The sequence below is a fragment of the Algoriphagus litoralis genome (genome assembly GCF_003259255.1).
Taxonomy (GTDB): Bacteria; Bacteroidota; Bacteroidia; order Cytophagales; family Cyclobacteriaceae; genus Algoriphagus; species Algoriphagus litoralis.
This window is the reverse complement of the sequence record NZ_QGOL01000007.1, coordinates 137,248-163,093: the sequence shown is the minus strand read 5'-3', so window position 1 is coordinate 163,093 and position 25,846 is coordinate 137,248. Positions and strand designations below refer to the sequence as shown.

General features: G+C 42.7%; 21 protein-coding genes. 6 read left to right on the top strand and 15 right to left on the bottom strand.

The window, feature by feature from the left end; genetic code table 11:
* Positions 1 to 20 precede the first annotated feature (20 nt).
* Positions 21 to 1,274, bottom strand: coding sequence for a sensor histidine kinase (locus tag DK188_RS08380; RefSeq protein WP_111670369.1), 1,254 nt, complete (start codon positions 1,272 to 1,274; stop codon positions 21 to 23).
* An 81-nt stretch (positions 1,275 to 1,355) separates the two neighbouring features.
* Positions 1,356 to 2,039: a response regulator transcription factor gene (locus tag DK188_RS08375; protein WP_111670368.1), complete on the bottom strand. Its 684-nt coding sequence runs from the start codon at positions 2,037 to 2,039 to the stop codon at positions 1,356 to 1,358.
* A 204-nt stretch (positions 2,040 to 2,243) separates the two neighbouring features.
* Between DK188_RS08375 and DK188_RS08370 the strand changes: the two genes are divergently transcribed.
* The 3 genes from DK188_RS08370 (at position 2,244) to DK188_RS08360 (ending at position 6,011) form a co-directional block, all read left to right on the top strand.
* Positions 2,244 to 3,656, top strand: a complete 1,413-nt coding sequence (locus DK188_RS08370; protein ID WP_111670367.1) for a sugar porter family MFS transporter — start codon at positions 2,244 to 2,246, stop codon at positions 3,654 to 3,656.
* 586 nt (positions 3,657 to 4,242) lie between these two features.
* A complete protein-coding gene (locus DK188_RS08365) occupies positions 4,243 to 4,971 on the top strand; it encodes a DUF2092 domain-containing protein (RefSeq protein ID WP_111670366.1) in 729 nt (242 codons plus the stop codon).
* 5 nt (positions 4,972 to 4,976) lie between these two features.
* Positions 4,977 to 6,011 (top strand): DUF6515 family protein, encoded by a 1,035-nt coding sequence (locus tag DK188_RS08360; protein ID WP_111670611.1) that lies wholly within the window; start codon positions 4,977 to 4,979, stop codon positions 6,009 to 6,011.
* 21 nt (positions 6,012 to 6,032) lie between these two features.
* On the opposite strand, the gene DK188_RS08355 is transcribed toward DK188_RS08360, so the two are convergent.
* Genes DK188_RS08355 through tamL form a run of 3 tightly spaced genes read right to left on the bottom strand, consistent with a single transcriptional unit; the run spans position 6,033 to position 9,940 of the window.
* Complete coding sequence (locus DK188_RS08355) at positions 6,033 to 6,608, bottom strand: phosphatase PAP2 family protein (protein ID WP_111670365.1); 576 nt, start codon at positions 6,606 to 6,608, stop codon at positions 6,033 to 6,035.
* On the bottom strand, positions 6,605 to 7,516 hold the full coding sequence (hemF, locus tag DK188_RS08350) for an oxygen-dependent coproporphyrinogen oxidase (RefSeq protein WP_111670364.1): 912 nt from the start codon (positions 7,514 to 7,516) through the stop codon (positions 6,605 to 6,607). The genes DK188_RS08355 and hemF overlap by 4 nt, the downstream gene beginning before the upstream one ends.
* 6 nt (positions 7,517 to 7,522) lie before the next feature.
* Complete coding sequence (tamL, locus tag DK188_RS08345; protein ID WP_111670363.1) at positions 7,523 to 9,940, bottom strand: translocation and assembly module lipoprotein TamL; 2,418 nt, start codon at positions 9,938 to 9,940, stop codon at positions 7,523 to 7,525.
* Between the two features lie 19 nt (positions 9,941 to 9,959).
* Here tamL and DK188_RS08340 point away from each other — a divergent pair, with 19 nt between their 5' ends.
* Together DK188_RS08340 and DK188_RS08335 are read left to right on the top strand one after the other, a co-directional pair.
* Entirely contained in the window at positions 9,960 to 10,709 is a 750-nt protein-coding gene (locus tag DK188_RS08340; protein WP_111670362.1) for a TrmH family RNA methyltransferase, read from the top strand.
* Positions 10,706 to 11,716 carry a bile acid:sodium symporter family protein gene (locus tag DK188_RS08335; protein ID WP_111670361.1) on the top strand — a complete coding sequence of 337 codons (1,011 nt, stop codon included), beginning with the start codon at positions 10,706 to 10,708 and terminating at the stop codon, positions 11,714 to 11,716. The genes DK188_RS08340 and DK188_RS08335 overlap by 4 nt, the downstream gene beginning before the upstream one ends.
* 49 nt (positions 11,717 to 11,765) lie before the next feature.
* On the opposite strand, the gene DK188_RS08330 is transcribed toward DK188_RS08335, so the two are convergent.
* The gene (locus DK188_RS08330) at positions 11,766 to 14,369 is read right to left on the bottom strand and encodes a mechanosensitive ion channel family protein (protein ID WP_157963199.1); all 2,604 of its coding nucleotides are present in this window, start codon (positions 14,367 to 14,369) and stop codon (positions 11,766 to 11,768) included.
* 194 nt (positions 14,370 to 14,563) lie between these two features.
* Between DK188_RS08330 and DK188_RS08325 the strand changes: the two genes are divergently transcribed.
* Positions 14,564 to 15,436 carry a hypothetical protein gene (locus DK188_RS08325; RefSeq protein WP_111670359.1) on the top strand — a complete coding sequence of 291 codons (873 nt, stop codon included), beginning with the start codon at positions 14,564 to 14,566 and terminating at the stop codon, positions 15,434 to 15,436.
* Positions 15,437 to 15,661: 225 nt separating this feature from the next.
* Here the strand turns inward: DK188_RS08325 and DK188_RS08320 are convergent, their stop codons facing one another.
* The 9 genes from DK188_RS08320 to DK188_RS08275 all read right to left on the bottom strand — a co-directional run bounded on the left by DK188_RS08320 (position 15,662) and on the right by DK188_RS08275 (position 25,377).
* Positions 15,662 to 16,630, bottom strand: coding sequence for a Kelch repeat-containing protein (locus tag DK188_RS08320; protein WP_111670358.1), 969 nt, complete (start codon positions 16,628 to 16,630; stop codon positions 15,662 to 15,664).
* A gap of 23 nt (positions 16,631 to 16,653) precedes the next feature.
* Positions 16,654 to 18,303, bottom strand: a complete 1,650-nt coding sequence (locus DK188_RS08315) for a serine hydrolase domain-containing protein (RefSeq protein ID WP_111670357.1) — start codon at positions 18,301 to 18,303, stop codon at positions 16,654 to 16,656.
* Positions 18,304 to 18,627: 324 nt separating this feature from the next.
* Entirely contained in the window at positions 18,628 to 18,870 is a 243-nt protein-coding gene (locus DK188_RS08305; RefSeq protein ID WP_111670355.1) for a hypothetical protein, read from the bottom strand.
* Positions 18,871 to 19,085: 215 nt separating this feature from the next.
* Positions 19,086 to 19,934, bottom strand: coding sequence for a prephenate dehydrogenase (locus DK188_RS08300; RefSeq protein ID WP_111670354.1), 849 nt, complete (start codon positions 19,932 to 19,934; stop codon positions 19,086 to 19,088).
* A gap of 5 nt (positions 19,935 to 19,939) precedes the next feature.
* The gene (locus DK188_RS08295) at positions 19,940 to 21,088 is read right to left on the bottom strand and encodes a pyridoxal phosphate-dependent aminotransferase (protein WP_111670353.1); all 1,149 of its coding nucleotides are present in this window, start codon (positions 21,086 to 21,088) and stop codon (positions 19,940 to 19,942) included.
* Complete coding sequence (locus tag DK188_RS08290; RefSeq protein ID WP_111670352.1) at positions 21,085 to 21,909, bottom strand: prephenate dehydratase; 825 nt, start codon at positions 21,907 to 21,909, stop codon at positions 21,085 to 21,087. The genes DK188_RS08295 and DK188_RS08290 overlap by 4 nt, the downstream gene beginning before the upstream one ends.
* Positions 21,906 to 23,138, bottom strand: a complete 1,233-nt coding sequence (locus DK188_RS08285) for a 3-phosphoshikimate 1-carboxyvinyltransferase (RefSeq protein ID WP_111670351.1) — start codon at positions 23,136 to 23,138, stop codon at positions 21,906 to 21,908. Before DK188_RS08285 ends, DK188_RS08290 begins: the two co-directional genes overlap by 4 nt.
* Positions 23,139 to 23,156: 18 nt before the next feature.
* Complete coding sequence (gene aroB / locus DK188_RS08280; RefSeq protein ID WP_111670350.1) at positions 23,157 to 24,200, bottom strand: 3-dehydroquinate synthase; 1,044 nt, start codon at positions 24,198 to 24,200, stop codon at positions 23,157 to 23,159.
* Between the two features lie 79 nt (positions 24,201 to 24,279).
* Positions 24,280 to 25,377, bottom strand: coding sequence for a chorismate mutase (locus DK188_RS08275; protein ID WP_111670349.1), 1,098 nt, complete (start codon positions 25,375 to 25,377; stop codon positions 24,280 to 24,282).
* Positions 25,378 to 25,846 lie beyond the last annotated feature (469 nt).

Sequence of the window (25,846 nt, the reverse complement as noted above, 5' to 3'; positions counted from 1 at the left end):
TGTACCAATTTTGAAGTTGGCTACCTAAATAGAATCCGAATGACGTGCATATTGTTTTCGAAATTGTAAAAGAGTCTGAATCCATAATTTTTGCAGATCTGCTGCACGATCGCCAGTCCAAGACCCACTGAATCAGGATGGTCGCTACTTTTTTTGAATCGCTGCAGGTATTCCTCTGGATCCATGGTCGGAGCACTGCCAGTATTTTCAATTTTTAGAAATTGAGAATTCAGCTCAAGGTTGATTTTGCCCTTGTCCATATTGTGTTTGATGGAATTCCCGATCAGATTATTCAGCAGTACCTCTGCGACATAAGGGTGGATGTCCAGCCAAACCATCGGATCGATCTTAGTCGTTATTTGGATGGACCGGATGGCCATCAATTCTTCCAGATCCGCCAGAATTTTTTCGGTAATGGCGCTGAGATTTATTGTCTCCGGCGCTTCAAATTCTTCGTTTTCTAGTTTGGCAAGGATCCCCAATGAACGAACGATTCGGTTGATTCGCTCATTGTTTTGGTAAGCCGAACTGATCAATTCGGCCTGTTGCGCGGTGATTTCTTCATTCATCAAGTGCTCCAATTTGCCACGAATAATGGCAGAAGGAGTCTGGATTTCATGGGAAAGGTTTTCAGAAAACTCTTTGATTTGCCGGTAGTCTTTGAGTAGTTTTTTAGTCATTCGTTCCAGAAAATCATTCAACTTTTCAAATTCCACTATTCCATTTTTTTGAAACTCCAGAGGTTCATTCTTCTGAAAGCTAAATGACTGCACCGCATCTAAGCTTTCATGGAATGGACGGAAGATTTTTTTTGAAATAATCCTAAAAAAGAATCCGATGAAAACCAGTTGAATCGTAAACACCGCCAGCATGGTGATCACTACGGTTTCGGTAATGTCCTCGGCTTCTACGACCAAGTTGTAATAGGAAATCCGGTAATGTCTTCCATTTATTTTATAGGATTTGCTAGCCTTCAGCTGGACTTCATTTTGATTCATCGGATCATGATAGGCCAAGGTATCTCTGAGGTTCAGTTCCTCGATTGGCAGCTGATAGGGGATTTCGACGATTTCAAGCTTGTCGTACTGTAGTCTATCGGCAGAGACACCATTTTCGATTCGGTCGGCATAGGCATCGATTTGCCTCGTCAGCTCCATTCCCAGCTCAAAATCAATCTCAGCCTCCAGTTTATTGTAAATGAAAAATCCGCCTACAAGTAATGCTGCAAGTGTTATTCCGAGATACCAAAGGGTGATGATATTGATGAGTTTCATGGGAGGTTGGATTCAGAAATTTTCGCTTTTGGCCGAGGGCTGGGAGCGATTTTGCAGTGATTTTAAGGATATGGGTAAAGTTTAAAGTGCCAATGGGTCAAATTTGTAGCCGATACCATAGACTGTCGTGATGTAGTCTTTTCCTCCTGCTGCGGTCACTTTTTTTCGGAGATTTTTGACATGCTGGTAGACAAAATCAAAATTTGCCAAGTCATCGGTGTAATCTCCCCAAAGGTGCTGGGCTATGGCTTGCTTTCCCAATACCCGGTTTTTGTTGGTGATGAAAAACAGTAAGAGGTCAAACTCTTTTTTAGTCAGGTCCAAAACCTGATCATGTACTTTGGCTAGTAGCTGATGGATTTCTATCGTGATTTCATTGAAAACTACCGCATCAAAGCCTCCCAGTTTGGATCTGCGAAAGATTGCTCTTATTCGGGCAAGCAACTCTGAAAGATGGAATGGTTTGGGAAGGTAATCATCCGCCCCTTGGTCCAGTCCTTTCAGTCTATCATCCAGCGCATCTTTGGCAGAGATGATCAGGACATTTGTAGTGATTTTTTGAGATTTGATGATCTGGAGCAGCTCGAGTCCATTCCCATCTGGCAGCATCAAGTCAAGCAAAATGCAGTCGTATTCGAAGCTGAGGATTTTGTCCTGCGCTTCGTGGAGCGAAGGAGCTGACTCACAGATTATTCCCGCTAGGGAGAGGTAGTTGACCACGTTTTGGGTGAGTTCGGGATTATCTTCCACAAGGAGGATTTTCATGGGCTGTGTCGGTAGTTGGCTAGAGTCGTGTTTAAGATAGTTGGGAATACTTTATCGCACAAAATCTAAAGGGATCCTTTGAAGGAATTCTGAAGTTGGAGGCGGAGTGACCCAATTCGGTGTGAGATCCGGAATTTACAGGATTGTATCTTTCAGAAATTCAGGTATTTTTTGAGGTCAATTTCAATTTATCCAAAACAAACCATGGCCCAAACTTACCCTTACAATCAAACCTACATCTGGCTAATCAGTATAACCGCTGCGCTGGGCGGTTTTTTATTTGGCTACGATTGGGTCGTGATTGGAGGTGCTAAGCCCTTTTATGAGCCGTATTTCGACATTACCTCTGTTGCAGATCAGGGTTGGGGTACAAGTTCAGCATTGGTGGGCTGTATGGTTGGGGCCGCATTGTGTATATTCTTAAGCGATAGGCTTGGACGGAAGCGACTACTGATTTTCTCGGGACTATTATTCTCCATCTCCGCTCTGGGCACAGCCCTGGCAGGTACGTTCTGGTGGTTTAATTTTTACCGGATTTTGGGAGGTATTGCGATGGGAATCGCACTGAATCTCTCCCCACTTTACATATCTGAATTGGCTCCTCCGGAAAAACGAGGACGGCTGGTGACGATCAATCAATTTTTAGTGATGATCGGGGTACTCCTGGCGCAAGTTGCCAATTGGCAAATTTCACTTTTGGATACGGGCTTAGCTGAAAATGCAGATTTTGCAGCAATCGCCACTAGTTGGATTGGTCAAGAGGGTTGGCGCTGGATGTTTGGTGCTGAATTGGTTCCGGCAATGTTGTTTTTTGTGCTGATGTTTTTTGTGCCAGAGAGTACCCGATGGCTGATCAAAAATAATCAGCAGGATAAAGCAATGAAGATTCTGAAGAAAATAGGAGGGGAGGCTTACGCAAAAGATTCATTGGAAGAGACGCGATCCACGCTGGATGATGGCGATCTGGGCGAAGTGAATTTAGGGGATCTGCTGGGCAAAAATGTGCTCAAGTTGCTCGCCATTGGGATTTTTTTGGCTTTCCTCCAGCAGTGGAGTGGAATCAATGTGGTGATCTACTATGCAGCTGATATATTCCAGGCGGCAGGATTTACGCTTAAGCAGATGATGCTCAATATCGTGGTGATCGGTGGAGTGATGGTGGCTTCGATTTTTGTGACCTTTGCTACGGTGGACAAGTTTGGTCGCAAATCTATTTTGCTGGTCTGCCTTGGTGCCATGACCCTGATTTATGCTGGATTGGGCTATTCATTCTATGCTGATTTGGGAGGTAGGTATGTGGTAGTTTTGGTGCTTTTGAATGTGATGTTCTATTCCATTTCTTTAGCTCCCTTGCTTTGGGTGATTCTTTCAGAGATTTTTCCAACACGAATTAGAGGAGCAGCCATTTCAATCGGGGCATTGGCTCATTGGGTAGGGAATTTTACCCTGACCTATAGCTTTCCGGCGATCAAGGAAAATCTGGGCTGGGCCAATAATTTTTGGCTATATGGCATGATTTGCTGCTTAGGGTTTTTGGTGATTTGGAGGATTTTGCCTGAAACTAAAGGGAAAACATTGGAACAACTTGAAAAAGAGTTGGGGGGAATTAGGCAGTAGTTCTCTAACTTAATCCTATCAGAACGATTGATGGTAAATTTCTCAAGGTTTTTAATTTTAGACCCTTTACCTCTGTCCCAATGCTAGCGACTACTGCAGTTCTGATGGCCTGTTTACCTGTGGATTTTATTAGAATCGTAGAGGATTCTTTCCAGGCAAAGTAGCCTTATGTTTTTTAACTATTTCGAGGATGACCAAAAGAATCTTGGCAAAATTGAATCCTAGTGGGATTCATAAAAGGAGTACCTTTTTCTTGATTGGCATCAGTTGTTTATGGATTAGAAACAAGATTAAAAGGGAATTGAATTAATTATTTGCTTAATTCATGCTGAATTTCAAAATTGAGACAGATATTTCAGCTTATGCTTAAAATAGCTTATTAATGGCTGATTAGATTTTATTTTGCAGTTGAAAATTTTTGTTTTTTTCAAAAAAGCAAATTTTAAAATCAGGAATAAGAAATTAAAAAATTGGAGCGTAATCATTTAAGAAAACAGTATCAGGCAATAATTGTGAACACATTTTCAAGAATAATCCTCAAGTCAGCGGGTACTGTTTTGAAAGTAAAGAACCCCCCACCAAACCTATGAAAAAAAAATTCTTAACCCTTTTGTCTTTGTTCTTGTCATTGGCTATTCAGGCACAAGAAATCTACCATGATTCGGTTGCATTGGCGATTTTGGACAAGATGAGCCAAACTATTGGGGAACTGAACTCACTGAGATTCACCACCCAGACCTCTCAGGATGTAGCGTTTTCTAAAGATTACTACATCAAGGAATTCAAAACCGGTGATTATATTTTTCAGGGATCTGATCGTCTCTTGGCAAAGACTACCCAAAATGGCAAGGACCACTTTTACCTGTATGATGGTACTCAAATAGTCTATTATTCCATGGAGGATAATAATTATGCCGCTGCAGATGCGCCAAGTTCCACGTTGGAAATGCTTAATTGGATCGATGAAGATTTTGGAGTCCAGCTGGTCGTGGCTGACTTTTTATATCCTGATTTTACCTCTCATCTTATGGAAAACATGGATTACATCGAGTTTTTGGGTAAAACAGAGGTTAATGGCGAAAAACTACTGCATGTGGGAGGTTCAAATGCCTCCATGACTTTTCAAATATGGGTGACCCAAGATCTACTGATGCGGCCTAGACGAATTCTACTCACTTATTTTGGAGAGCCGTATTCTAGACAATTAGAGGTGGAATTTGATGATTGGGAAATCAATCAAGTTTATCCTCCATCGATATTTGAGTTTATGCCACCACCCAATTCCAAACAAATTATTTGGACCAAAAAGAATTGATACTCATGAAAAAACGTACTTCTAAATTTTCCGCTGCTATTGGTTTGGTTTTCTTACTGGCATTGGTGTCCTCAGAGCAAGGTTTGGCACAGCGGTTTGCCGGACGAGGTGGGGCTGCCAGTAAACCTGCGGCATCAAGACCAGCACCGTCACGACCTTCGGCATCACGACCTGCAACATCACAAGCTCGGCCGGCAGCAAGACCTGCGCAATCCCCTACAGCAAATCGTCAGGCGACAGCTTCAAGGCCATCCACTGCCAACTCCAAAGGAACACTCAATGGAGGATCAAGTCGTGTGACCGATAAATCAAAGCCTGAGAGCAAGGTAGGATCCCTAAACGGGAATAATTCCGGTAATCGAGGAAATACAATCAATTCTGGTGATCGTGGCTCAAACAACAAGGTAAATGTGGACCGAAGCCGAGGAGATGTCAATGTCAATGTAAACAACAATCGGTACACCAATGTCAATGTCAGAAACAATCGGAATGTAGCCTACAGGCCGCCTTATCGACCTTATCCTAGACCGCCGTACGTGTGGGGAGGTTTTGGCTTTTCTTGGTATCGCCCCTATTATTACCATCCATTCACGCCATATTATTGGGGTCCTGTTTGGCATCCATGGGGCTTTTTTGTCACTACGATCGCTGTTACAGCCATAGTTGTATCGGTCAATGAGCAAAATTACCACTATGACGAAGGTGTATTTTATGTTAAAGAAACTGATGGCTATGTAGTAGTAGAAGCACCTCAAGGAGCTAACGTCACTGTAATCCCAAAAGAGTCTGAGGTAGTGGAAGTAAGTCCTACAGTGAACAATTATTACTTTGGAGGAACATTCTACGAGCAAAAAGACGGCACTTATACCGTAGTGCCTCCTCCAGCAGGTGCGGTGGTTTCCAATTTACCTGAGGGAGCAGAGGAGGTTAAAGTCGGAGATCAGACCTTTGTGAAATATGGAGATACCTATTACATGCCTGTAGTAGAAGATGGAAAAAATATGTACGAGATCGTTCAGGTAGAAGAGGAGGATAAATAACCTTCTACCTGCCACTTTCCATTACTTTAATATTTGTTTCACCAATTCTCTCTTGGCAAACACGATAAAAAACCAAGAAATCCATGCGATAAGCGTACCTATCGCTGCCCCAAGGATAATGTCAAACGGATAATGAACACCCAAGTAGATTCGTGTGTAGCTCACTACAAGAGCGTATACATACAACCAGCGAAGGTGTTTCATTTTTCCCTTTAATTTTCGATTTAGGAATACTGCCAGGCCAAAAGTGTTGGCGGCATGGGATGACACAAATCCATAGAGACCTCCGCATCGGCCATAGTTATGCATAATTCCTTCCCATCTAGGGTCATGGCAAGGTCGCAATCGCTCCATGAGAGGCTTGAGAAAGCCTGAAGTGAACTGATCGGCAGCAAGAATGGTCAGTGCCACTCCGCCTAAAACCCACCAAGCATTGGCTCGGTCGACTTTGAATATCCAATAGATCAAAAAGGCATACAATGGAATCCAGGTGATCGTTTCTGTCATTTGAAACACGATCGGATCCAACCAATCTGCATGGAAAGAATTCAACCAAAGGAACAAGTCCTCATCCCATTTTTTCAAAGTCTCTATCATAAAGGATAAGTTAGCCAGTCTATATCTTTCTTCAAGTGGTTGACAGTGAATTCTTCTTGACTACCAGGGGTAGGGGAATGCATATAGGTCCATTCAGCCTGAGGAGGCATACTCATCAGGATGCTTTCTGTTCGTCCATTGGTATCCAGACCAAATTTGGTTCCCGCATCCCATACCAGATTGAATTCCACATATCGACCCCGTCTGAGGTTTTGCCAAGCTTTTTCTTGGCTTCCAAATGGAGTTTTTGAATTTTTTCCCATGTAGTAGGAATAGACCCTTGGGAAAAGCCTGCCGATTTCTAAACTGAAATTCAAGATTTGCTGAAAGTGCTCGTCGTTTTTCCCACTTAGCCGGTCATAGAAAATACCTCCGATTCCACGGGTTTCATTTCGATGCTTAAGGAAAAAGTAATCGTCAGCCCAGGCTTTGAACCTTGGATAATACTCTTGGTCAAATTGATCGCAGACATTCTTGAGTTCTTGGTGAAAATACCTTGCGTCTAGCGGATCTATGTAATGGGGAGTCAGGTCGATCCCACCTCCAAACCAGTGAATTCCATTTTCCATTTCAAAATACCGAATATTCATGTGGATAATCGGCACCATCGGGCTATAAGGATGTAGTACTATAGAGACGCCTGTGGCAAAGAAATCACCTTTTTCCAGTCCTAATTTTTGTAGGATTTTCTGCGGGGTGGGACCATGAACAGCTGAAAAAGCAACTCCTCCCTTTTCAATTACCTTACCGTTTTCGAAAATCCTGGTACGTCCTCCGCCACCGTCTTCGCGGGTCCATTTGTCTTCTCTGAATTGTCCCTGTCCGTCACCTTGCTCCAGTCCTTGACAGATGTAATCCTGCATTTGCTGGTATATTTCAGCTATTTCGGCTTTGGTTTTTCTACTCATGATTCGTTAGAAGGGATATCCTATCCCAAAATTTAGCACTGTCTGTCCTTTGATTCCAAAGGGACGATCGAAACTGATATTATCAAAGACCCATCGCTCCCCAATAGGCTTTGAGGGGTCAATGGCTTTGGTCGCCAAATCCAATCGGACGACCAGAAAGTCAAAATCCATCCGCAAGCCAAATCCTGCTCCGACGGCGATTTCTTTGTAGAACCTGTCCCATCTGAAATCCGCCCCTGGTCTTGCTGCATCGTATCCGATCATCCAGCTATTGCCCGCATCTATGAACAGGGCCATATCAAAATACCCAAACAAGTTTCTTCGGTATTCCAGCATGGTCTCAAGGATCATTTCGGCTGGTTGCTCGTTGGTATAATCATATTCTCCTCCCTCGCCCGTTTGAGGTACATAGCTACCGGGGCCAAGTCGTCGGGCTTGCCAGGCTCTGATGCTCGTGCCGCCTCCGGCAAAGAAATACTTTTCATAAGGAAGAATCCCCGCACTCACTCCATAGGGTCTGGCCCACCCAAAATTAAACCGATAGGCAAAAGTCTGCTTTTCGTTGACCGGATAATATCTCCTAAAATCCACTTGGGCTTTAACCCATTGAAAATTTGCGTATTCGATATCAGGTTCGCTATTATTCTGAACATCGAAGAAGTTGAGCGTAGTACCGCCACTTTCTGCAAAAAGCCTCAAAAGCGAAGCCCGATTGGTGTTGAAGTTCCCGTATTTGTTGAAGTTGATAATCGACTGTCCTGATATACTGCTGATAAACGAAGGAAGAAATGACCAGATCAGGTTGTTTCCTTCCTGTTGCAGGTTTGCCAGAATATCAAAAAATTCATCCTGAATTCTCGGTGTCCGGATGTAGCTGAGGTCAGCTGCATTTAAGGTATAGAAAATCCGATTGTTGGAAGTGACCCAAGAGTATGACAGCAATCCATTTACAGAGTTTCTATTGTATTCAGGTCTGTTGGTATAATTGTAGCCCAGCCGCACTCTTGTGCTTGGATTATATCTGCCATATTTCTGAAGTGATCCGGGTGAAAAGGGAATCAGAAACCGGGGGAAAATTAGTGTTACGCCAGCATTTACCTCGGAACTTTGGTATACGCCTTGTCCAGTGGCGGATGCCACTCCTTCCAGACCTGCCCGAAAGTTAAATTCAAGAATCTCACCCGCCCGGAAGAAATTTCGATTCCGTAGTGCAGTACTAAAGAATGGTCCTGGGAGTTGCTCTGTAATGGTCATACCGACCTGATTGGTGAGCTGATATTTCTGATTGGGTTGAGTGAAAATATTGGCCGTAAGCGAAGTACCCAAGGTATCGAATGTAATGTTTACAAACCGGAACAAATCCAGATTGCTAAGCTGACGCTGCGTCTCTATAGCTGAAGTCCTGTTATAAACCTGCCCGGGTTGAAAGAAGACCCTTGAGGCCAAAACCTTAGCGGAGTATCTATCTTGGAAAAACGAGAAATCAATACTCTTGTACTGCTCCTTTACCCTCCTGTCTGCGAATTCATTGCTTGGTGGATTGATCCGAAAAGTAATCGAATCAATGGTATAGACTTCGTGAATATCGGTGAATGTGGGTTTTTGGATCACCTGCTCCAGCTTGATGGTATGAGTAGCCGTATCCTTGTAGGCGATGTAATTGATATATGATTTTGAAAACATAAAGAAGCCATTGTTTTTCAATAGTTCTTCTAATCTGTTTCGTTCCGCTGTGATTTGGTCTTGGTTGTAATTACCACCGACCTTGATTTTTGAATCTTTAGCTGATGAGTTCAGCAATTTGATGATTTCCGTGTTTTCTGTTTTGGTGTAGAAAGATTCAAGCAAGTACGGGCTTTTCTCTGTGACCAGATAGGACACATAGGCCTTCTTTTTATCGGTCTTTACCTCAAAATCAACCTCAGCGTCAAAAAATCCATGATTGACCAGATAACCTTTGAGATTTTCCTTGGTGGTTTTGGTCAGAGTACTGTCAAAAATCACCAGTGGATTTCCGGTCCTCATTACAGTGTTTCCGTATTCCAGTTTCTTATTTAGACCAACAATTTTGGTCTCCAGTTTTTCTACTCTTTTTTTAGCTTTCTTTTCGTCAGGTAATGAATCGAGTAGGAGCTCAAGTTGAGCTAATTCTCTTTCATCCGATCTTAGTTTTTCTGCGACCTTGACACTGTCATAGAATTTGGCACCAAAGCGATAGATGATGACACCTGGAGATACGCCAAGGAAACGTGTATTGGGTTCCTGTTCGATTAATCCATAGAGCGTTTCTTTGTTAGCCTTTTCCACTCCTGTGATGTCATTTTCATAGAGTGCATACTGGCCTTCCTCTAGATTCTTGGTCAAGGAACAACCCCAGCAAATCCCAAGAAGCGCTATAAAAAGTATATATTTGGAGGATTTCAAATCGGAATAAGCTGAAGAGATGCTGAGCAAAAATACGGTTAAGTTTATAAAATCCTTGCATCAAAAAAAATACCGAAGTGATAGCAGGATGTTCTTTGTGGAAGGGGAAAAAAGCGTTTTGGAGGTGTTGGATTCGGACTTTTCAGTGGAAATGATATTGGGTACAGCGTCTTTTGAAAAAAGGAATTCGCAAGTGCTCACCTCCTTCTCTGGTGATTTTATTTCAGTGACTCAAAATCAACTGGAACAAGTCGGGCACTACCAATCCAATGATGCAGCACTTGCTGTTGTCAAAATGAAAGAAAATAAAGCCTTTGAACCTGGAGAGGACCAATTGATTTTAGCCTTGGATGAGGTGAGAGATCCCGGAAATCTCGGCACCATTATTCGGGTGGCAGATTGGTATGGAATCCGAAGGCTGGTCTTCTCCCAACAGACCGCCGAATTTTACAATCCCAAGGTGATTCAGGCTTCCATGGGATCCTTTACACGCGTTGAGTTTTTTTATGGAGATTTAGGAGAAGTTCTGGAGCGTTGGAAACTCCCGGTCTATGGGGCGTTTTTAGACGGTGAAAATATTCATCGGTTGGATAAGCCTGCCTCAGGAGTGATTTTGATGGGAAATGAGGCCAATGGCATCTCATCTGAATTAGCAAAAAAAGTGAGTCAAAAAGTGACAATTCCCGGATTTGGACGAGCGGAATCACTGAATGTAGCCATCGCTACAGCTATCATTTGTGATAATTTCAAAAGGCTGATGGGATCATGATCCACAAATTGATCCAGACCCTCCAGCGAGTAGGCATCAATGGGTTTTTGTTGGGGTTATTTCTCGCAATCGGATTGGCAGCCATTTTTCCAGAGGTGGGGTCTGTAGATTCTGGACTTCCCTGGAAGCCGATCATTAATTTGGGAATCGCTTTCGTCTTCTTTTTTTATGGGGTAAAACTTGATCCTCAGCAGCTCCGGTCTGGGCTTTCCAATTGGAGACTGCACCTGCTGATTCAGCTTTCAACTTTCCTCATTTTTCCTGTTTTGGTACATTTTCTTTTGAACTACATGTGGTGGGTGGATCCAGACTTTCGATTGGGGATTACTTACCTCTCTGCGCTTCCTTCCACAGTGAGTGCTTCCGTAGTCATGGTATCCATTGCCGGAGGTAACCTGCCTGCAGCTATTTTCAATGCCAGTATTTCCAGTCTCTTTGGAGTAGTTCTGACACCAGCCTGGATGGGATTTTTGGTGGGAGGAGCCGAGGGGGAACTCGATTTCTGGCATACACTTGGCGAACTGACGCTTAAGGTCATCCTGCCTGTGGTGTTGGGAATCTTTTCTCATGGATGGCTTTTTCCGAGAGTAAAGTCGATTCTTCCAAAGCTGAAGTACATAGATCAGGCAGTTATTATGGTCATTGTATTTACTTCCTTTGCCGAGTCATTTTCTCAGCGATTGTTTTCTTCCTATCAACTTTCTGTATTGTGGACCATAGCCGTTACGGTTTTGGGTATTTTTATAATTGTGTGGCTGTTACTGGATGTGATATCGAAGCTGCTCAAATTTTCTATCCAGGACCGGATTACGACCCTTTTTTGTGGATCCAAAAAATCACTGGTTCATGCAGTGGTGATAGGCAAAGTGATATTCCCGGATCCTGCGGTTCTGGGATTGGTTTTACTTCCTGTGATGCTATATCACATCCAGCAATTGATTTTGGGAAGTATTTTGGCAGGATATTTCGGAAGACAAAAGGCTGAGAAAGATGCCCCAGTGTCTTGATTTCGAAAACTGCGGACTGAATTCCTGATGAAATTTAGTCTTCTATTTATTAACCATTGGGATTGAATGAATCTGCCTCACTACCTTCCTTTTCATCTTTTTTAGGTAGTTTTTTGAGATACAGGTCGCGCTGAGGGAATGGAATTTTGATTCCATTTTGCTGGAATAATTCATTGGCCCGGCTGATGAATTCCCCTTTGACAAAAGGAAAATCATTGTAATTATTTACCCAGAAAGTCACCTCAATGTCAATCGAACTGTCGGCAAACTCTACAGGAACAACCCGTGCTGCCGGATAAAGACGGATCCGGGTGTCTTCTGAGATAATTTCGCGAAGTATGTGAGTGACCTTAGCCAGATCACTGCCATAGGCCACGCCGATGATCAGAGTGAGTTTTCTCCCTTTGCCAGTGGTCCAATTGATAAGTTGTTTTGCTATCAGGTCGCCATTTGGGATGACCACCGTAGACCCTTCAAACATATTTACCACGCTACTGCGAAATCCAATTGATTTCATTATCCCCGGTTTGCCTTCAATTTCGATCAAATCACCGACTTTCACCGTGTTTTCGAAGGCAATGATCAATCCACTTACCAAATTGTTTACCAGACTTTGGAGACCCAAGCCGATGCCGACACTCAATGCACCAAGGATGATCGTGATCTTATCCAAGGGTATTCCAGATGCCGCAAACGCCAAAAACAAACCCGTAGAAATGACAAAAATTTGAACCAGCAAAAGCCAACTTCCAAAGCTGACCCGCTTCCGCTGATCCGTAGTAGATGCAGGATCTGGATCTGCCGAAAAAATGGACAATAATCTGGAAATCAATACAGAGACCAGTAGGATGATGATGAAGACAAAGATCCCATTGATTGAGAATTTGTAGGATCCTATCATCCTTTCCGCATTCAGGAATTCATTGATGGAGATCGAGATCTGAGAAAATGTGTAGAAATTCTTTCCTATCAGAATAGTCCATCCCAAAACGATAAAGGCATAGAAAATTCCCGGCGCTTTTTCGCCTAGCTTATCAAAATTGATGAAGAATAAATCCTTTTCTTGACCATGATAGACTTTGTTGGCTAGGGATAGACCTTGATTGATCAATCGGACTGTCCAAAGCAACAAAATCCCAACTACTATACCGATAAAACCTGCTACCAAGAATGATTTGGAAAGATTGAAGCGACCCATGAGGTTCAGCGCCAATGAAAAAAACTCAAATACACCCATAAACCAGATGAAGTATACAATCCGCTTTTCTTTAAGCTGCTTGTTTCTACCTCTCCAAATGGTGAAAACCAAGAAAAGTACCCCAATCGAAGAAAGGATAATCATTAAAATCCGTTCTTCTTGACTTGGAAGCAAAATCATATTCACACTTCCGGATAGTAAAAAAACGACCACAGTAAATACCCAGAAAAACATCCAAAACCTGACCAGGTATCCACTGAAAATAATCGTTAAGGATATGGATGAAATGAACCAGATTATCCAGTACACCACAAATGGAGGGCTGGGAAAGAAAAACTGAAAAATCCCAGAAACAATGACAATAGCGGAAAGTAAAGGCGATTTGAGGACAACACTGTTTTCGTCGATATCAGTAGAAGTTTGATTCTGAATGTATCGGGCTTTAACGTTTCTTAAAAACAGCCAAACAGTCAGGATCAATACTACTAGTAAAACAAACCTGGGTATGTAAAGATTGAAATAAAAGAATAGGGCAATTTTCTCTTTGAGGATGGAATACGAGATGGCTTCTGTGATGGATCTTTTGAAATAAGAGGAATTCAATTCTTCAGGGATTTCCTGAGAAAAAATAGAGGCATTCAGTTCTTTACGGGTTAGTTCTAATGTCTCGATTTGGGTGTTTAGGTCAAAAACCATTTCATTCAACGAGGTCTGGAGGCTGTCAACGAGGTTGCTCAGGTTTTTTAATGAATCATCGATGGGTTTGGTTTCTTTGGAAATCTCAATCAATAGGTAAGCATATTGCCGGGTTTCTAATGAGTCGTCGGAAAAGAGATAGAGATCCTTCTCGGCAGAGATCGAGTCTATCACATATTGAGACCTCCTGATTTGATCAGCAAATTCATCCACGACGTTTTTTTTCACCGCGAGCTGATCCAGCATTTCCCTAAAAATCGCTGCAGAAACAGTCAGGTTACGTTCAGTTTGGAGTTCTTTATCACTTTCATTGATCCCACTAAGTGTGGCGGCCATCAAGGATTGGAATTCGTTGATTTTGGCTTTAATTTCCCTGTAGTCAAAACCCTTAGTAATGATCCTCTTTATCCTGTAGTTTTCATCTTTTAGGGAATTGAGCAAATCATGCTGACGGAGGTAGATCTTTCTATTCTCAAATTTTTGAACGCTAGAGACATATTCATTAGCAGCAGATTCCTGAATTTGCTCGATGAAACCCTTGATTGGAACTGCTGATTTACTTCCTGTTGAATCACCTGAGATACCCGGATCGGCCGAGTTTTGAATAGTATCTTGATTGACAGATTGATTTTGGATGGAATCAGCCTCTTGGCTTTTGGAAAAATGACTAAGAAATAGTCCAAAGATAAGGGTGAGGCAAAAAAGAGGTGATCTAAATATTCCTAAAAACTGCTGGCCAGCCTTAATGATTATGTCCATTATTCTTTCACAAAGAAATTTTTTCAAGCTAAAAAAAACCGGATCAAATACCAATAGCACCAGACCATTTCACAGGGATCAGAAAATTTACTAAAATGACTCAGATAAGGTCAAAATAAGTTTTTCAGTTTTTCTGACAAACACGTATTTTTATTCGAAAAATTCGGTGATTTACCATCAGAAAATTTGGAATTATGAAACAGATTGTAGGTTTAATTTTTGCACTGCTCATTTTTGGCTTGAGTACCGCAGCTTTTTCTCAGGTTAAAAATGATGTATTGACCCTTACAAATGGGGAGAAAAAGGAGGGTAAAGTAACAGGGATTACCAGTGCCCAAATCAAATTCAGATATCCCGGGGAGGAGTTTGATTATGAATTCTCAAAAGATGAGGTGTCCAAGGTGGAGTTTGCCAGTGGAAGAGTAGAAACATTCGGGCCTTCTTCAGTAGGTCAGCCTGCACCTTCAAGTAGAAACCCTGCCCCATCGGGTGGTCCGGATACACACAACAAAGTGGCTGTTTTGCCTTTTGAGTTTATCTCAAATGACCCAGGTATGACTCCTGAATCTATGAGCAAATTGGTTCAAAGTACCACCTCCAATATGGTACGGGATGAATACAGTACATTGACCCTGCAGGATCCATTGACTACCAATGCCATTCTTGCAAAAAACAACATTACTCACAGTAATGTAGCCTCCTTTACCCCAGATGAGCTCGCAAAATTATTGGGAGTGGAGTTCGTTATTTTCGGTACGCTTAGCATCACCAATAAGGGTACATCTACGTTTGGATCCACGGGTACTAATTATAAGGAAAAAGAAAACAATACCTATACCAACAACAAATCAACCACCACGACCAAAGGTGGCGTCTTCTCCTCAAGTAGTTCTTCCACTACCATCGAGTATGATACTACGGTAGATTTTAGAATGTTCAATGACAGGGGAGACAACTTGTATTCGCAATCCCGACATGTATTTGGCACATCAATGGATTCGTATAAAGGAGGCATAGAGTATATGGTCAAACGAACACCTTTTGGATCCAAATACGGCAAAAATTAGAAGACAAGGCTAGGAAAGACCTGATCTCCTGTTTCTCAACAAAAAAAGCATCCTCACATTGACGATGCTTTTTTGTTACTGGTTTGAAACAAATATTCGGTATTTTTTTAGTTAGAAAAATGACTGGTCTTGAGACTATCGGGATTTCGATGAAATCGAAATTTTGTCAATAGCCATCGGAAATTATTCAGCCTAGGGCACACTTAGTGTAGCAATGGGCCTACTTTATCGCTTCCATTCTATCATTTCAGTAGTATTGATTTCCGGACCACCGCCACGATTTGCTGAGCCAGCATGGACGTAGATTTTTCCATCCAAAAATGCCGCTCCGGTGCCGTGACGTCCTTGAGTTAGGTTCGGTAGTTTGCTCCAGGTGTGTGTGCGCGTGTCCAAGACTTCGACTTCAGCATGTGCAGAAGTTTGGGCTTGGCTTTCACCATTGAGAATCACGAGATATGGCCCGATTCCCAGATTGGAGTTTCCTGCTCGGGCTGTTGGGATTTCGGTTTCGATTGTTGTCCAAGTATTGGTACTGAAGTCGAAATAATCAATTTCATTGTTCGTCAGCTCCAGCACTTTTCCGATTTTGGCATAGGAAGTTCTTCCTCCTGCCAGATAAAGTCTGTCCCCAACCAAAGCCGCACTTACGTGATCTCTTGACCGTGGAGCACTTGGAAGAGCAGTCCATTTTCCTGTTGCAGGATCCAATACATCAAACCAGCGAACAAACCCATCGTAGTGCCCATCCTGGATTCCACAAACCATGTAAATTTTATCATTTCGGACCACCACTCCGGCCGAACCGCGATGCCTTTTTTCAGGGAGGGCAGGTCCATCCCGCCAGGTTTTGGTTTTAGGGTTGAAGATTAAAATATTTGGAATTGGTGTTTCATGAGGATACCCTCCTGTCAGCGCACCGACAACCCAGATTTCTCCCTTATAGGAAACGGCCTGAAAATGGTGTATTTCCATCGGGGCATCTGCCAGTTTGGTCCAAGTATTTGTCTTGGGGTCGTATTCATCGACTGGTCGTTCGCCGCGACCACCCAATGCATAAAGTTTGCCGTCACATTCCACAAAAGAACTTTCATGGCGTGAAGTTGCCTCGGTTTCAGGTTGGATAGTGATCCAGGATTCTTGGGCATAAGCTCCCAATGAAAGAAGGAAGATTACTGCAAGTAGGAAAGGTTTCATAGGTTTTTGGGTATAGTGTAAGGTTAATCTTTCTTTTCAAATTTAATATTTCTCGCTCTAGCGGAAGTAGCTTTCAATCCGATCACATTTTCTGATTTATTGCGAATGAATTCTGCCTGACCAAAAAACCAGCATTCAGCTCTAAAAACATCTTTTTTCACAGCTTGAAAATATATGTCCGGATGTCGGTAATGAGTCGCCACAAGTTGATCATCTTTTATTTGAAAATGGTAGGCGGTTGATAATTCCTCGCTATAGAAAGTGCCGAGGAATTCTTCCAATTTCGCAGAACTTGGATCGAAAGGGGCTACTCGCGTTCCCTCTTCAGTGTCATCGTTGGAATAATAGACCTTCACCGATTGGGTAAGGCTGTTTTCTTCGTTTAAAAACTCAATTTCTATTTCTGCCTCAGCAATGACAAACCGATTGTCAGCAACTGGTTTGAGGAGAAATTCCGGTTCACCGGAAGCTTGAATATATAGATTATCATCCCGATCTGAGACATAAACTAGCGTCCCGGATTTCAATTCATAGTCCCCCAGATATTTGGCCAGAATCTCCAGGCCTAATTTTGGTCCAGCTACAGAATCCACTTTTTCAACCTCAACCGGAGTTTCAATTTCCAAATATAGGTCCGCAACATCATGGGCAAATTGGCCGGAGGAAAAGGAAGCGTCATTGCTGAAGACAATCACTGAAAGTTGCTGTTCAGGATATCTTGCCAAATAGGTGCGAAATCCAGCATCAGCTCCTCCGTGGGAGATTTCTTCAACTCCTTTGTATTGACCGACAAATTGCCCCATTGCACCGCCAAAAGTTTCGCCATTGTTGAGTCTGCCCAGGGTGTTCATCTCCTGAAATATGGTTTCGTCTCCGACCTTAGGATCAGAGAAGTTGATAGCCCATAGGCTCAGATCCTCTACTGTGGTCATAAGACTTGTTGCACCGGCATTGGCGTAGCTCAAGACACTTTTCTTATAGCCTGCTCTGTCAGGATAGTAAGAGTAAGCTCGATTGGGAACAATCATCTCATGGTCTTCATAGAAAAGTGTACTTTCCATTTGAAGTGGTTTGAAAATTCTTTCATCCGTGAAAGTCGAAAAAGATTGACCAGAAACCCGTGAGACAACTTCGGCCAAAAGCGTAAATCCTGTGTTACAATAAAGAAATTCTTCTCCCGGATCAAAATTCAATTCCTCCTGAGCGCTGATCAATTTCATGATCTGGTCGCGGGTGATTACATCGTCAAGCCTCCAGCCAGCCAAAGCAAGAAGGTTCCATTGATCTCTCAATCCACTCGTATGTGTAGCCAAATGTCGAAGGGTAATCGTTTTCCCAAAGTCAGGAACTTCTGGAATGTACTTCCTGATATCATCTTCCAGAGATAGCTTTCCATCTTTTTCCAAAAGCAAGATCGAAAACACAGTGAACTGCTTGGAAACGGAAGCGATATGGAAAATCGTCTTTGGAGTTACCGGAATATTATACTCCAAATTGGCCATTCCATAGCCTTTTTTAAAAATGATTTCTCCGTTTTTCACAACTGCAATTGCTACCCCTGGAGTTTTCGTGCTATTCCATTTTTCGAAGACTTTCTCCACATTGCTTTGTGTATCTGAGGTGCATGCGTTTAAGAAGAGTATACCAAAAAAAAAGAAAAGTCGAGAGGTCATGGCTTTGTGAAAAAAAGTAATGTTATTCTTCCCTTAATGAATAATCTTGGGGCTTTTTGTAGGAATGAATTAATGCCAGAATTATAATTTGCCTTTTTGGTTCATCTATTAAATAATGAATGTGGTAAGGGAACTGTTTAAGAAGTAAAGTTCTGACATTCTTGTACTTAATTTGAAATCCGTAGGGAGTTCTCAAAATAGCGGTTTTCGCTTCACGGATACGAAATACAAGCTGTTTCGGCAATTTTGGATTTATTTTTTTGTAATAGCTAACAGCAGAAAGGATATCTGATTTGACTTCTGATCTGTTTACTATCTTGTAAATCATAAATCTTTCTCGATGTCATCTAACGTCTCGTCAAAATCAAAGACATCCTCAGGATTGCTCTCATAAGCCGAAAGCCGTTGATCAATTATTTGTTTTTGCCAATCAGCAAGATGCATTGAGTTGTCTGATTCTGCCTTTTGCAATTCCTCATACTTGGAAGTCAGAAATTGCCATTCATCTATAGGAATATAAACCCCAGTGGTATTCCCTTCTTTGTCATGGATAAATTGGAGCGTCATTTTTTCTGTTTTTAAGATTTTCGAATTGATATCGAGTTTCTAAAATAACGAAAAATCATGATTAATATTCCCGCAGCTCACCGCAAAGAAGGGCGTGGAATTTCGTCGGTAAAATCAGCGTCTATCTGCGACTTTTTCAGCCTTATCCGCGGGACACTAAAAACAAAAACCACGAATCACTCCGTGGTTTTCTCATTGAAATCTCGAGTCTCAAATTACTTACCAAGTTCCAGAATATCCCGAATCTTATTGATTTCAGCCATTTCCTCAAATAATCCTTGGCTGTCGTCCTTTGCGATTTTGTCCCGGAAGGAAGTTAAATTAGAAATATAGCCATCCAAAGCGCTCAGGATATTTTCCTTGTTTTCTGTAAAAATAGGAGCCCACATAGCAGGACTTGACTTAGCTAATCGAACTGTCGAAGCAAACCCCGAGCCTGCCATGTCGAAAATGTTTTTCTCATCGGCCATCTTTTGCAGGACAGTTTCTCCAAGCATGAAGGACGAAATATGTGAAAGGTGGGAGACAAAGGCCAAATGTCGATCATGCTCCTCGGGATCCATGAAGCGCAGCTTCACATTCAGCGCATCAAAAAGCTGATAAGCCTTTTCTTTCAAGTGGAGATCAGTTTTTTCCAACTCGCAAATGATCAAAACCTTCCGATTTAGCAAATCCGCCAAAGCAGCTTTGGGACCCGAATATTCGGTTCCTGCGATCGGGTGGGCAGCCAAGTATTGCTTTCGTTTTGGGTGATCAGCCATCATCTCACATAACTTTGACTTGGTAGAACCGACATCAAAGACCAGTGTGTTTTCACCCACTTGGTTCAAAGTGTCGATCAGTATTTTGCCCAAAGTATCCGCAGGAGTGGCCAAAATGACCAGATCAGTATCTGCATCTGGCGTTTCTTTCGCTTCAGTGATGATGCCTAAAGTCAGTGCATCTTTGAGGTTTTGGGGATTGGCATCGGTACCAGTGATGATTAGTTCAGGGAATTTTTGTCTGGCTCCTAACCCAAAGGAACCACCTAAAAGGCCAAGGCCAATGATGTGTATTTTTTGCATAGTCGTTATGATTTGATGCGATTGATTGCTTCAAGGATTTTGAATTCCGGCATGCAAAGGGAGATTCTTACATAACCTTCGCCTGCGGGTCCGAATATTCTTCCCGGAGTAATAAATATGTTTTTCTCATAAAGGAGAAAATCCACCAATTCGTCGGCGGTTTTTCCCTCAGGAACTTTGCACCAGACGAAAAGTCCCGCTGTTTCCTTTGGGAAGCTGAGATTCAGTATTTCGGCCATTTTCCAGACCAACTTCCTTCGGTTTTGATACTGTTCATCCAAATCAGCAAACCAGGTATTTCCTAAACTCATGGCTGCGATGGCACCCTTTTGAATCCCTAGAAACATTCCTGAGTCCATGTTGGATTTGACTTTGAGCACAGCTTCGATCCAGTCGGCACGGCCACAGAGCATCCCAACTCTCCAACCTGGCATATTGAATGTTTTGCTGAGTGAGTTTAGCTCCAAAGCAACATCCTTCCCACCTGGAATTCCAAGAATGCTTAGCGGATCAGGATTCAGAATATGGCTGTAAGGGTTGTCATGGAGTAGAATTATTTCATGCTTTTTTGCAAAAGCGATCAAATCCGCCAGAATCTCTTTGCTACCCAATGCTCCAGTCGGCATGTGAGGGTAGTTGATCCACATGATTTTGACCTTGCTCAGATCCAGTTTTTCAAGGTTATCCAGATTTGGTCGCCCTTTTTTCTCTAGATCTAGGGTATAAAAGATCGGTTCTGCACCAAGTAATTTAGTAACTGAGCTATAAGTTGGATAGCCAGGGTCAGGGATCAAAACTTGATCACCCGGATTCAAAAACGCCATGCTGAGGTGCATGATGCCTTCTTTCGAACCCATCAATGGAAGGATTTCCTTGTTGGGATTTAAAGTCACTTTGTATGCTCTGCCATAAAATTCTGCCATGGCAATCCGGAGCTCAGGGATTCCTTGGTAATTCTGATAGCCATGTGCTCTGGGATGCTCTACGGTGCTTTTCAGCGCATCGATGACTGACCGGTCAGGGGCAAGATCTGGACTTCCAATTCCCAGATTGATGACAGGTTTACCATCGGCGATCAATTGATTTACCTCTCTCAGCTTTGCTGAAAAATAATATTCCTGCACTGTGTCTACTCGATTTGCAAAGCCCTTCATGCCTTTCTGCTAGTATATTCTCCGAATATTTTTAAATCGCCAAAGTCCTGAGTCACCAATTTCATGGCTTCCTGAAACTCTCCGTAATTTTCAAATTCCGCATCGATGAAAAATGCGTATTCCCAGGGTTTTTCGATGACTGGGATAGACTGGATTTTACTCAAATCAAGCCCTTTTTCAGCAATCATGGTCAATAATTTGGCTAATCCACCCTGCTGATTTTGGATGGTAACCTTAAAAGATGCCTTGTTTGGTTTACCTACCAAAGTAGGCTTTCCTTTTTGCAAAATGATAAATCGGGTGAAGTTATCTTTTACAGTCTGGATGTCTTTAGCCAGAATCTCCAGCCCGTAAATTTCAGCTGCTATTCCACTCGCAATACCGGCGACTCCGGTCAATTTTTCCTCGGAAATCCGCTTGGCTACGGATGCAGTATCCACATCATCAAATTGCTGTATGTGCGGGTGCTTCGCAAAAAAAGCCTTGCATTGCAAAATAGCCATTGGATGGGATCTGACCTCTCGAATATCCTCGATTTTTTGACCTGGCAAAGCCATCAACTGATGTGCGATCGGTAAATAAAACTCGTCCCGAATGCTCAATTCATACCGATCGATGAGGTCATAGTTGGGGAGAATAGCCCCTGCAATAGAGTTTTCAATGGCCATCACCCCAAAGTCAGCTTCGCCGTTTGCGACCGATTTAGCCACAGGCTCAAAGGTGTTGAAAGCAAGAATTTCCGCTTCTGGTCTGAAGTTGATCAGTGCTACTTGATGGTGAAATGATCCGGGTACGCCCTGAATCGAAATCTTTACACTCATGATTGGGTTGGTTTATCCATAGAGATGGAAAGCAACTCGCAGTGTTTCCAAAAGCTCGGATAGGATTTGTTGACGACTTCCGGATCTTCGATCAATACTTCGGTTTTGGTCAAAAGCGGCATAAATGCCATGGCCATTCGGTGATCGTCATAGGTGTGAATCTGCACCTCACGTGGCATCGTGACAGAAGGAATTACCTGAAATACTTCCGGTTCGATCTCTTTCAGTTCTGCATTGAATTTTGCCAATTCCTGCTGCAAAGCTAAGATTCTGTCAGTTTCTTTGATTTTCAGACTTTCCAATCCTGTGAATACAGCATTTTGACCGAGCACAGCACAAGTTACTGCTACGGTTTGGGCTAGGTCTGGACAGTGTGTGAAATCCCAGTTTTTCAATCCTTTGACAGGTTGCTTTTTGAGCAAAACTCCTCCTTTTTCAAAGGTGCTTTTTACTCCCAAATGATCCATGATTTCCACGATCTTCGAATCACCCTGAAGGCTATTTTCTTTTAATCCCTCCAAAAAAAGTGCTCCTGAATCCGCACAAGCCAATAGACTGAACCAATAGCTCGCTCCCGACCAGTCGCTTTCCACTGCAAAAACTGTGGGCTGATAGGCTTGATGCGGAACTTTGATTTTGTTTTGTTCCCAAGTGTAGGTAATCCCAAACTGAGCCATCAGCTCCAGGGTCATTTCGATGTATGTTTGACTGCCAACTTTCCCTTCCAATTCGATTTCGAGTCCCTGAGGCAAAATAGGTGCAATCATCAGCATGGCAGAAATGTACTGACTGGATACATCACCACGGATTTTTACTTTATCTGATTTTTGCTCAGGAAGACCGTGGATTGCCAGCGGCGGGTAGCCTTCGATATTCAAATAGTGGATCTCTGCGCCGATAGTTCTGAGCGCATCTACCAAGATGCCGATCGGTCGCTCGCACATTCTGGCAGTTCCGGTCATGACCTTTTTTTGATTGGTCACTGAAGCAAATGCGGTCAGAAACCGCATGGTCGTCCCTGCGTCCAGGACATCAAAAACCGGAGGGTTTTTCTCCAGCAATCGGATCATTGTCTGCGTATCGCGTGCCTCAGCCAGGTTGGTGATTTTATTTTCTCCTTCAGTCAAAGCATCTATCACCAAAGCTCGGTTGGATTCACTTTTGGAAGAGGGTAAAGGAATTCGAGAAGGGGTAAATTCGCTTTTCTGATGTAGGCGAAGAATGGTCATGGTATGAGTATTCAAGGCTCAGGCCGTTTTAAGATTGTGATAATATTGGATGGCTTCTCGTATTTCTTCTCGATTCACCTGGATATTGTAATCGCAGTCGCCAATTGAATTTAGTAGGGAAAAAAGTAGCGTGCTTCCCTCATTTTTTTTGTCCTGAAGGCATAGATCGAGGATTGGGTTTAGATGCTCTTCGGAGAATTCTACTTTTCCATAGATCTGAAGCATCATTTTGGTGAGTTGATCAAGTTCTTCAAAACTGAACCCGATCTTTTGAAAAGAAAGAAATCCCTCGCAAATCATTCCCAAAGCAATTGCTTCACCATGAAGCAGGTGATTTTCTGAATCTAAAAAGTAGGACTCAAATGCATGTCCGATCGTATGACCAAAATTGAGGATTTTTCGAAGCCCTGCTTCTTTTGGATCGGCTTCTACTACGGCTTTTTTGATCCCAACAGAGTGCCTGATCAAGCTCTCCCAGTCCTGAGAATCCCAGTTTTCAGTTTTTAGTTTTTCGAAGTAGGCTTTATCACGTATCAATCCGTGTTTCAGGATTTCTGCATACCCGGATCGAAGCTCTGCCTTTGGCAAAGTTTGAAGAAATTCCGGTGCGATGATGACCGTTTCGGGTTCATTGAAGACGCCCAAGTGATTTTTTAATCCTTTGAAATCCACTCCCAATTTCCCCCCGACACTTGCATCAACTTGGGAGAGTAGCGTAGTGGGCATATTGATGAATCGGATTCCGCGTTTATACAAGCTGGCGCAAAAGCCGCCCATATCTGTGACCACACCGCCTCCTAGATTTAGCATTAGTGCTTTCCGGTCCAGCGCTGCTTCGGTCATTTCTGACCAGATTTGCTTGCAGGTCTCGAGGTTTTTGTGGATTTCGCCGGGTTCGACGCTGATGTATATCGTGTCGTTGGGTAAAATTCCATTGACTAGCGGGAGGCAATGTGCCTGTGTATTGGAATCGGTCAATACCACTAATCGAGAAAAATTGACTTGCGCTAATACTCCCGAAAGGGCATTTGCTGCTTCGGAAGTGAAAATGACAGGATCCAAGGTTTAAGGAAGTTGGTAGAAGTTTAAAGGTAAGGAAAGCAGTCACCATGAGTAACTGCCTTCCAGATTTGAGAGCAGATTATTTCTTAACAGGCTCAGCCTCTCTCAGTTGTTTTTCCTGGCGTTTTACTGATTCCTCATGGATACAATAAAGCAACTCTTTCATGAATTTTTCACTCAAATGCTTGGCTACACCTTTTTGGGTCCGGCTTTCCATGACATCTTTCCAGCGGTCTGACTGAAATACAGTCAAATGATGCTCACGCTTATGCGCTCCGATCTGATCGATTACTGCAAATCTTTCCTGAAGAATATCCAACAATTGATCGTCCAAATGATCTACTGCACGACGGAGGTCTTGTAGCCTTTCGTCTGGCTTCATGTTTTCAAGTGGAGTCTTGAAGTCGATCGAACTGATCATTTCTTTCAGTCTGGCAGGTGTTACTTGCTGCTTGGCATCTGACCAAGCTTTATCCGGATCATGGTGAGTTTCGATCATTAGGCCATCCAGGCCAAAGTTCATAGCACTTTGCGCTACTTCCAGCAGGCCGTCTCTTCTTCCCACAATGTGTGAAGGGTCATTGATGACTTCCATTCCAGTCCATTCACGCTTCAGGTGAATCGGCATAGACCAGTTTGGTTTGTTTCTGTAGCGCTTATCATACGCATCAGAGAAGCCTCTGTGAATGGCAGCGAGTTTATCGATGCCGACAGCATACATTCTTTCCAAAGCACCCATCCAAAGTTCTAGATCTGGGTTCATTGGGTTTTTGATCATGACTGGGACATCTACACCTCTGAGGGCTTCTGCAATTTCCTGAACTGCAAACGGATTTACAGTGGTGCGCGCACCGATCCAGAGGACATCAACTTTGTGTTTTAGGGCTAATTCCACGTGGGAAGCATTGCCAACTTCTACAGTGACAGGAATATTCAGATGATGGCGAACGATCTCCATCCACTTCAAACCTTCTTCCCCCACGCCTTCAAAGGACCCCGGTCTGGTTCTCGGTTTCCAGATTCCTGCTCTGAAAAGCTGGGGAACCATATTGACTTCTTTCATTTCTTTGCAGATCTGCTCGATCTGTTCTGGAGTCTCTGCAGAGCAAGGACCTGCGATAATCAGCGGGGTGGTCAAACCCAATCCCCAATCTTTGATTTGTTTGTGCGGCTTCATAGTGTTGAGCGTTTTAAATGAAAAAAGCCCGACTCTTTCGAATCGGGCTTTTGTGTGTTATATTTTTTTTAGTTTTTGGCTAGGACATACACAGCTCCGATTCGATTTTGGCTTCGAAAGTAAAAGTAAAAGAAGGTAAAATAGATCGCTGCTGTGATTAACATGTTTCAAAAGTAAAAGGCGACAGTTTAAAAACAAAATTAATTTTCAGTCATTTTTTTAACTATTCGATAAATCCGAGTTAGAATCTTTGGTTTTTCGCTAAATGGACAGCTAATTTTGATCTAAACAGAATAATATTTTTATTTTATTTGGTTAATTGATGAAATATTTTGAAAAAATAATTTTGAATTTCTTTCTATTTCATGATTGATTATTTGGTAAAAGGAAAATTGGTATGTTTTCTTACTTGAAAGGTTTGAAAATTTGAATGTCAGGTGGGCGGAGTTTAAAAACCTGAGTAAAAGAC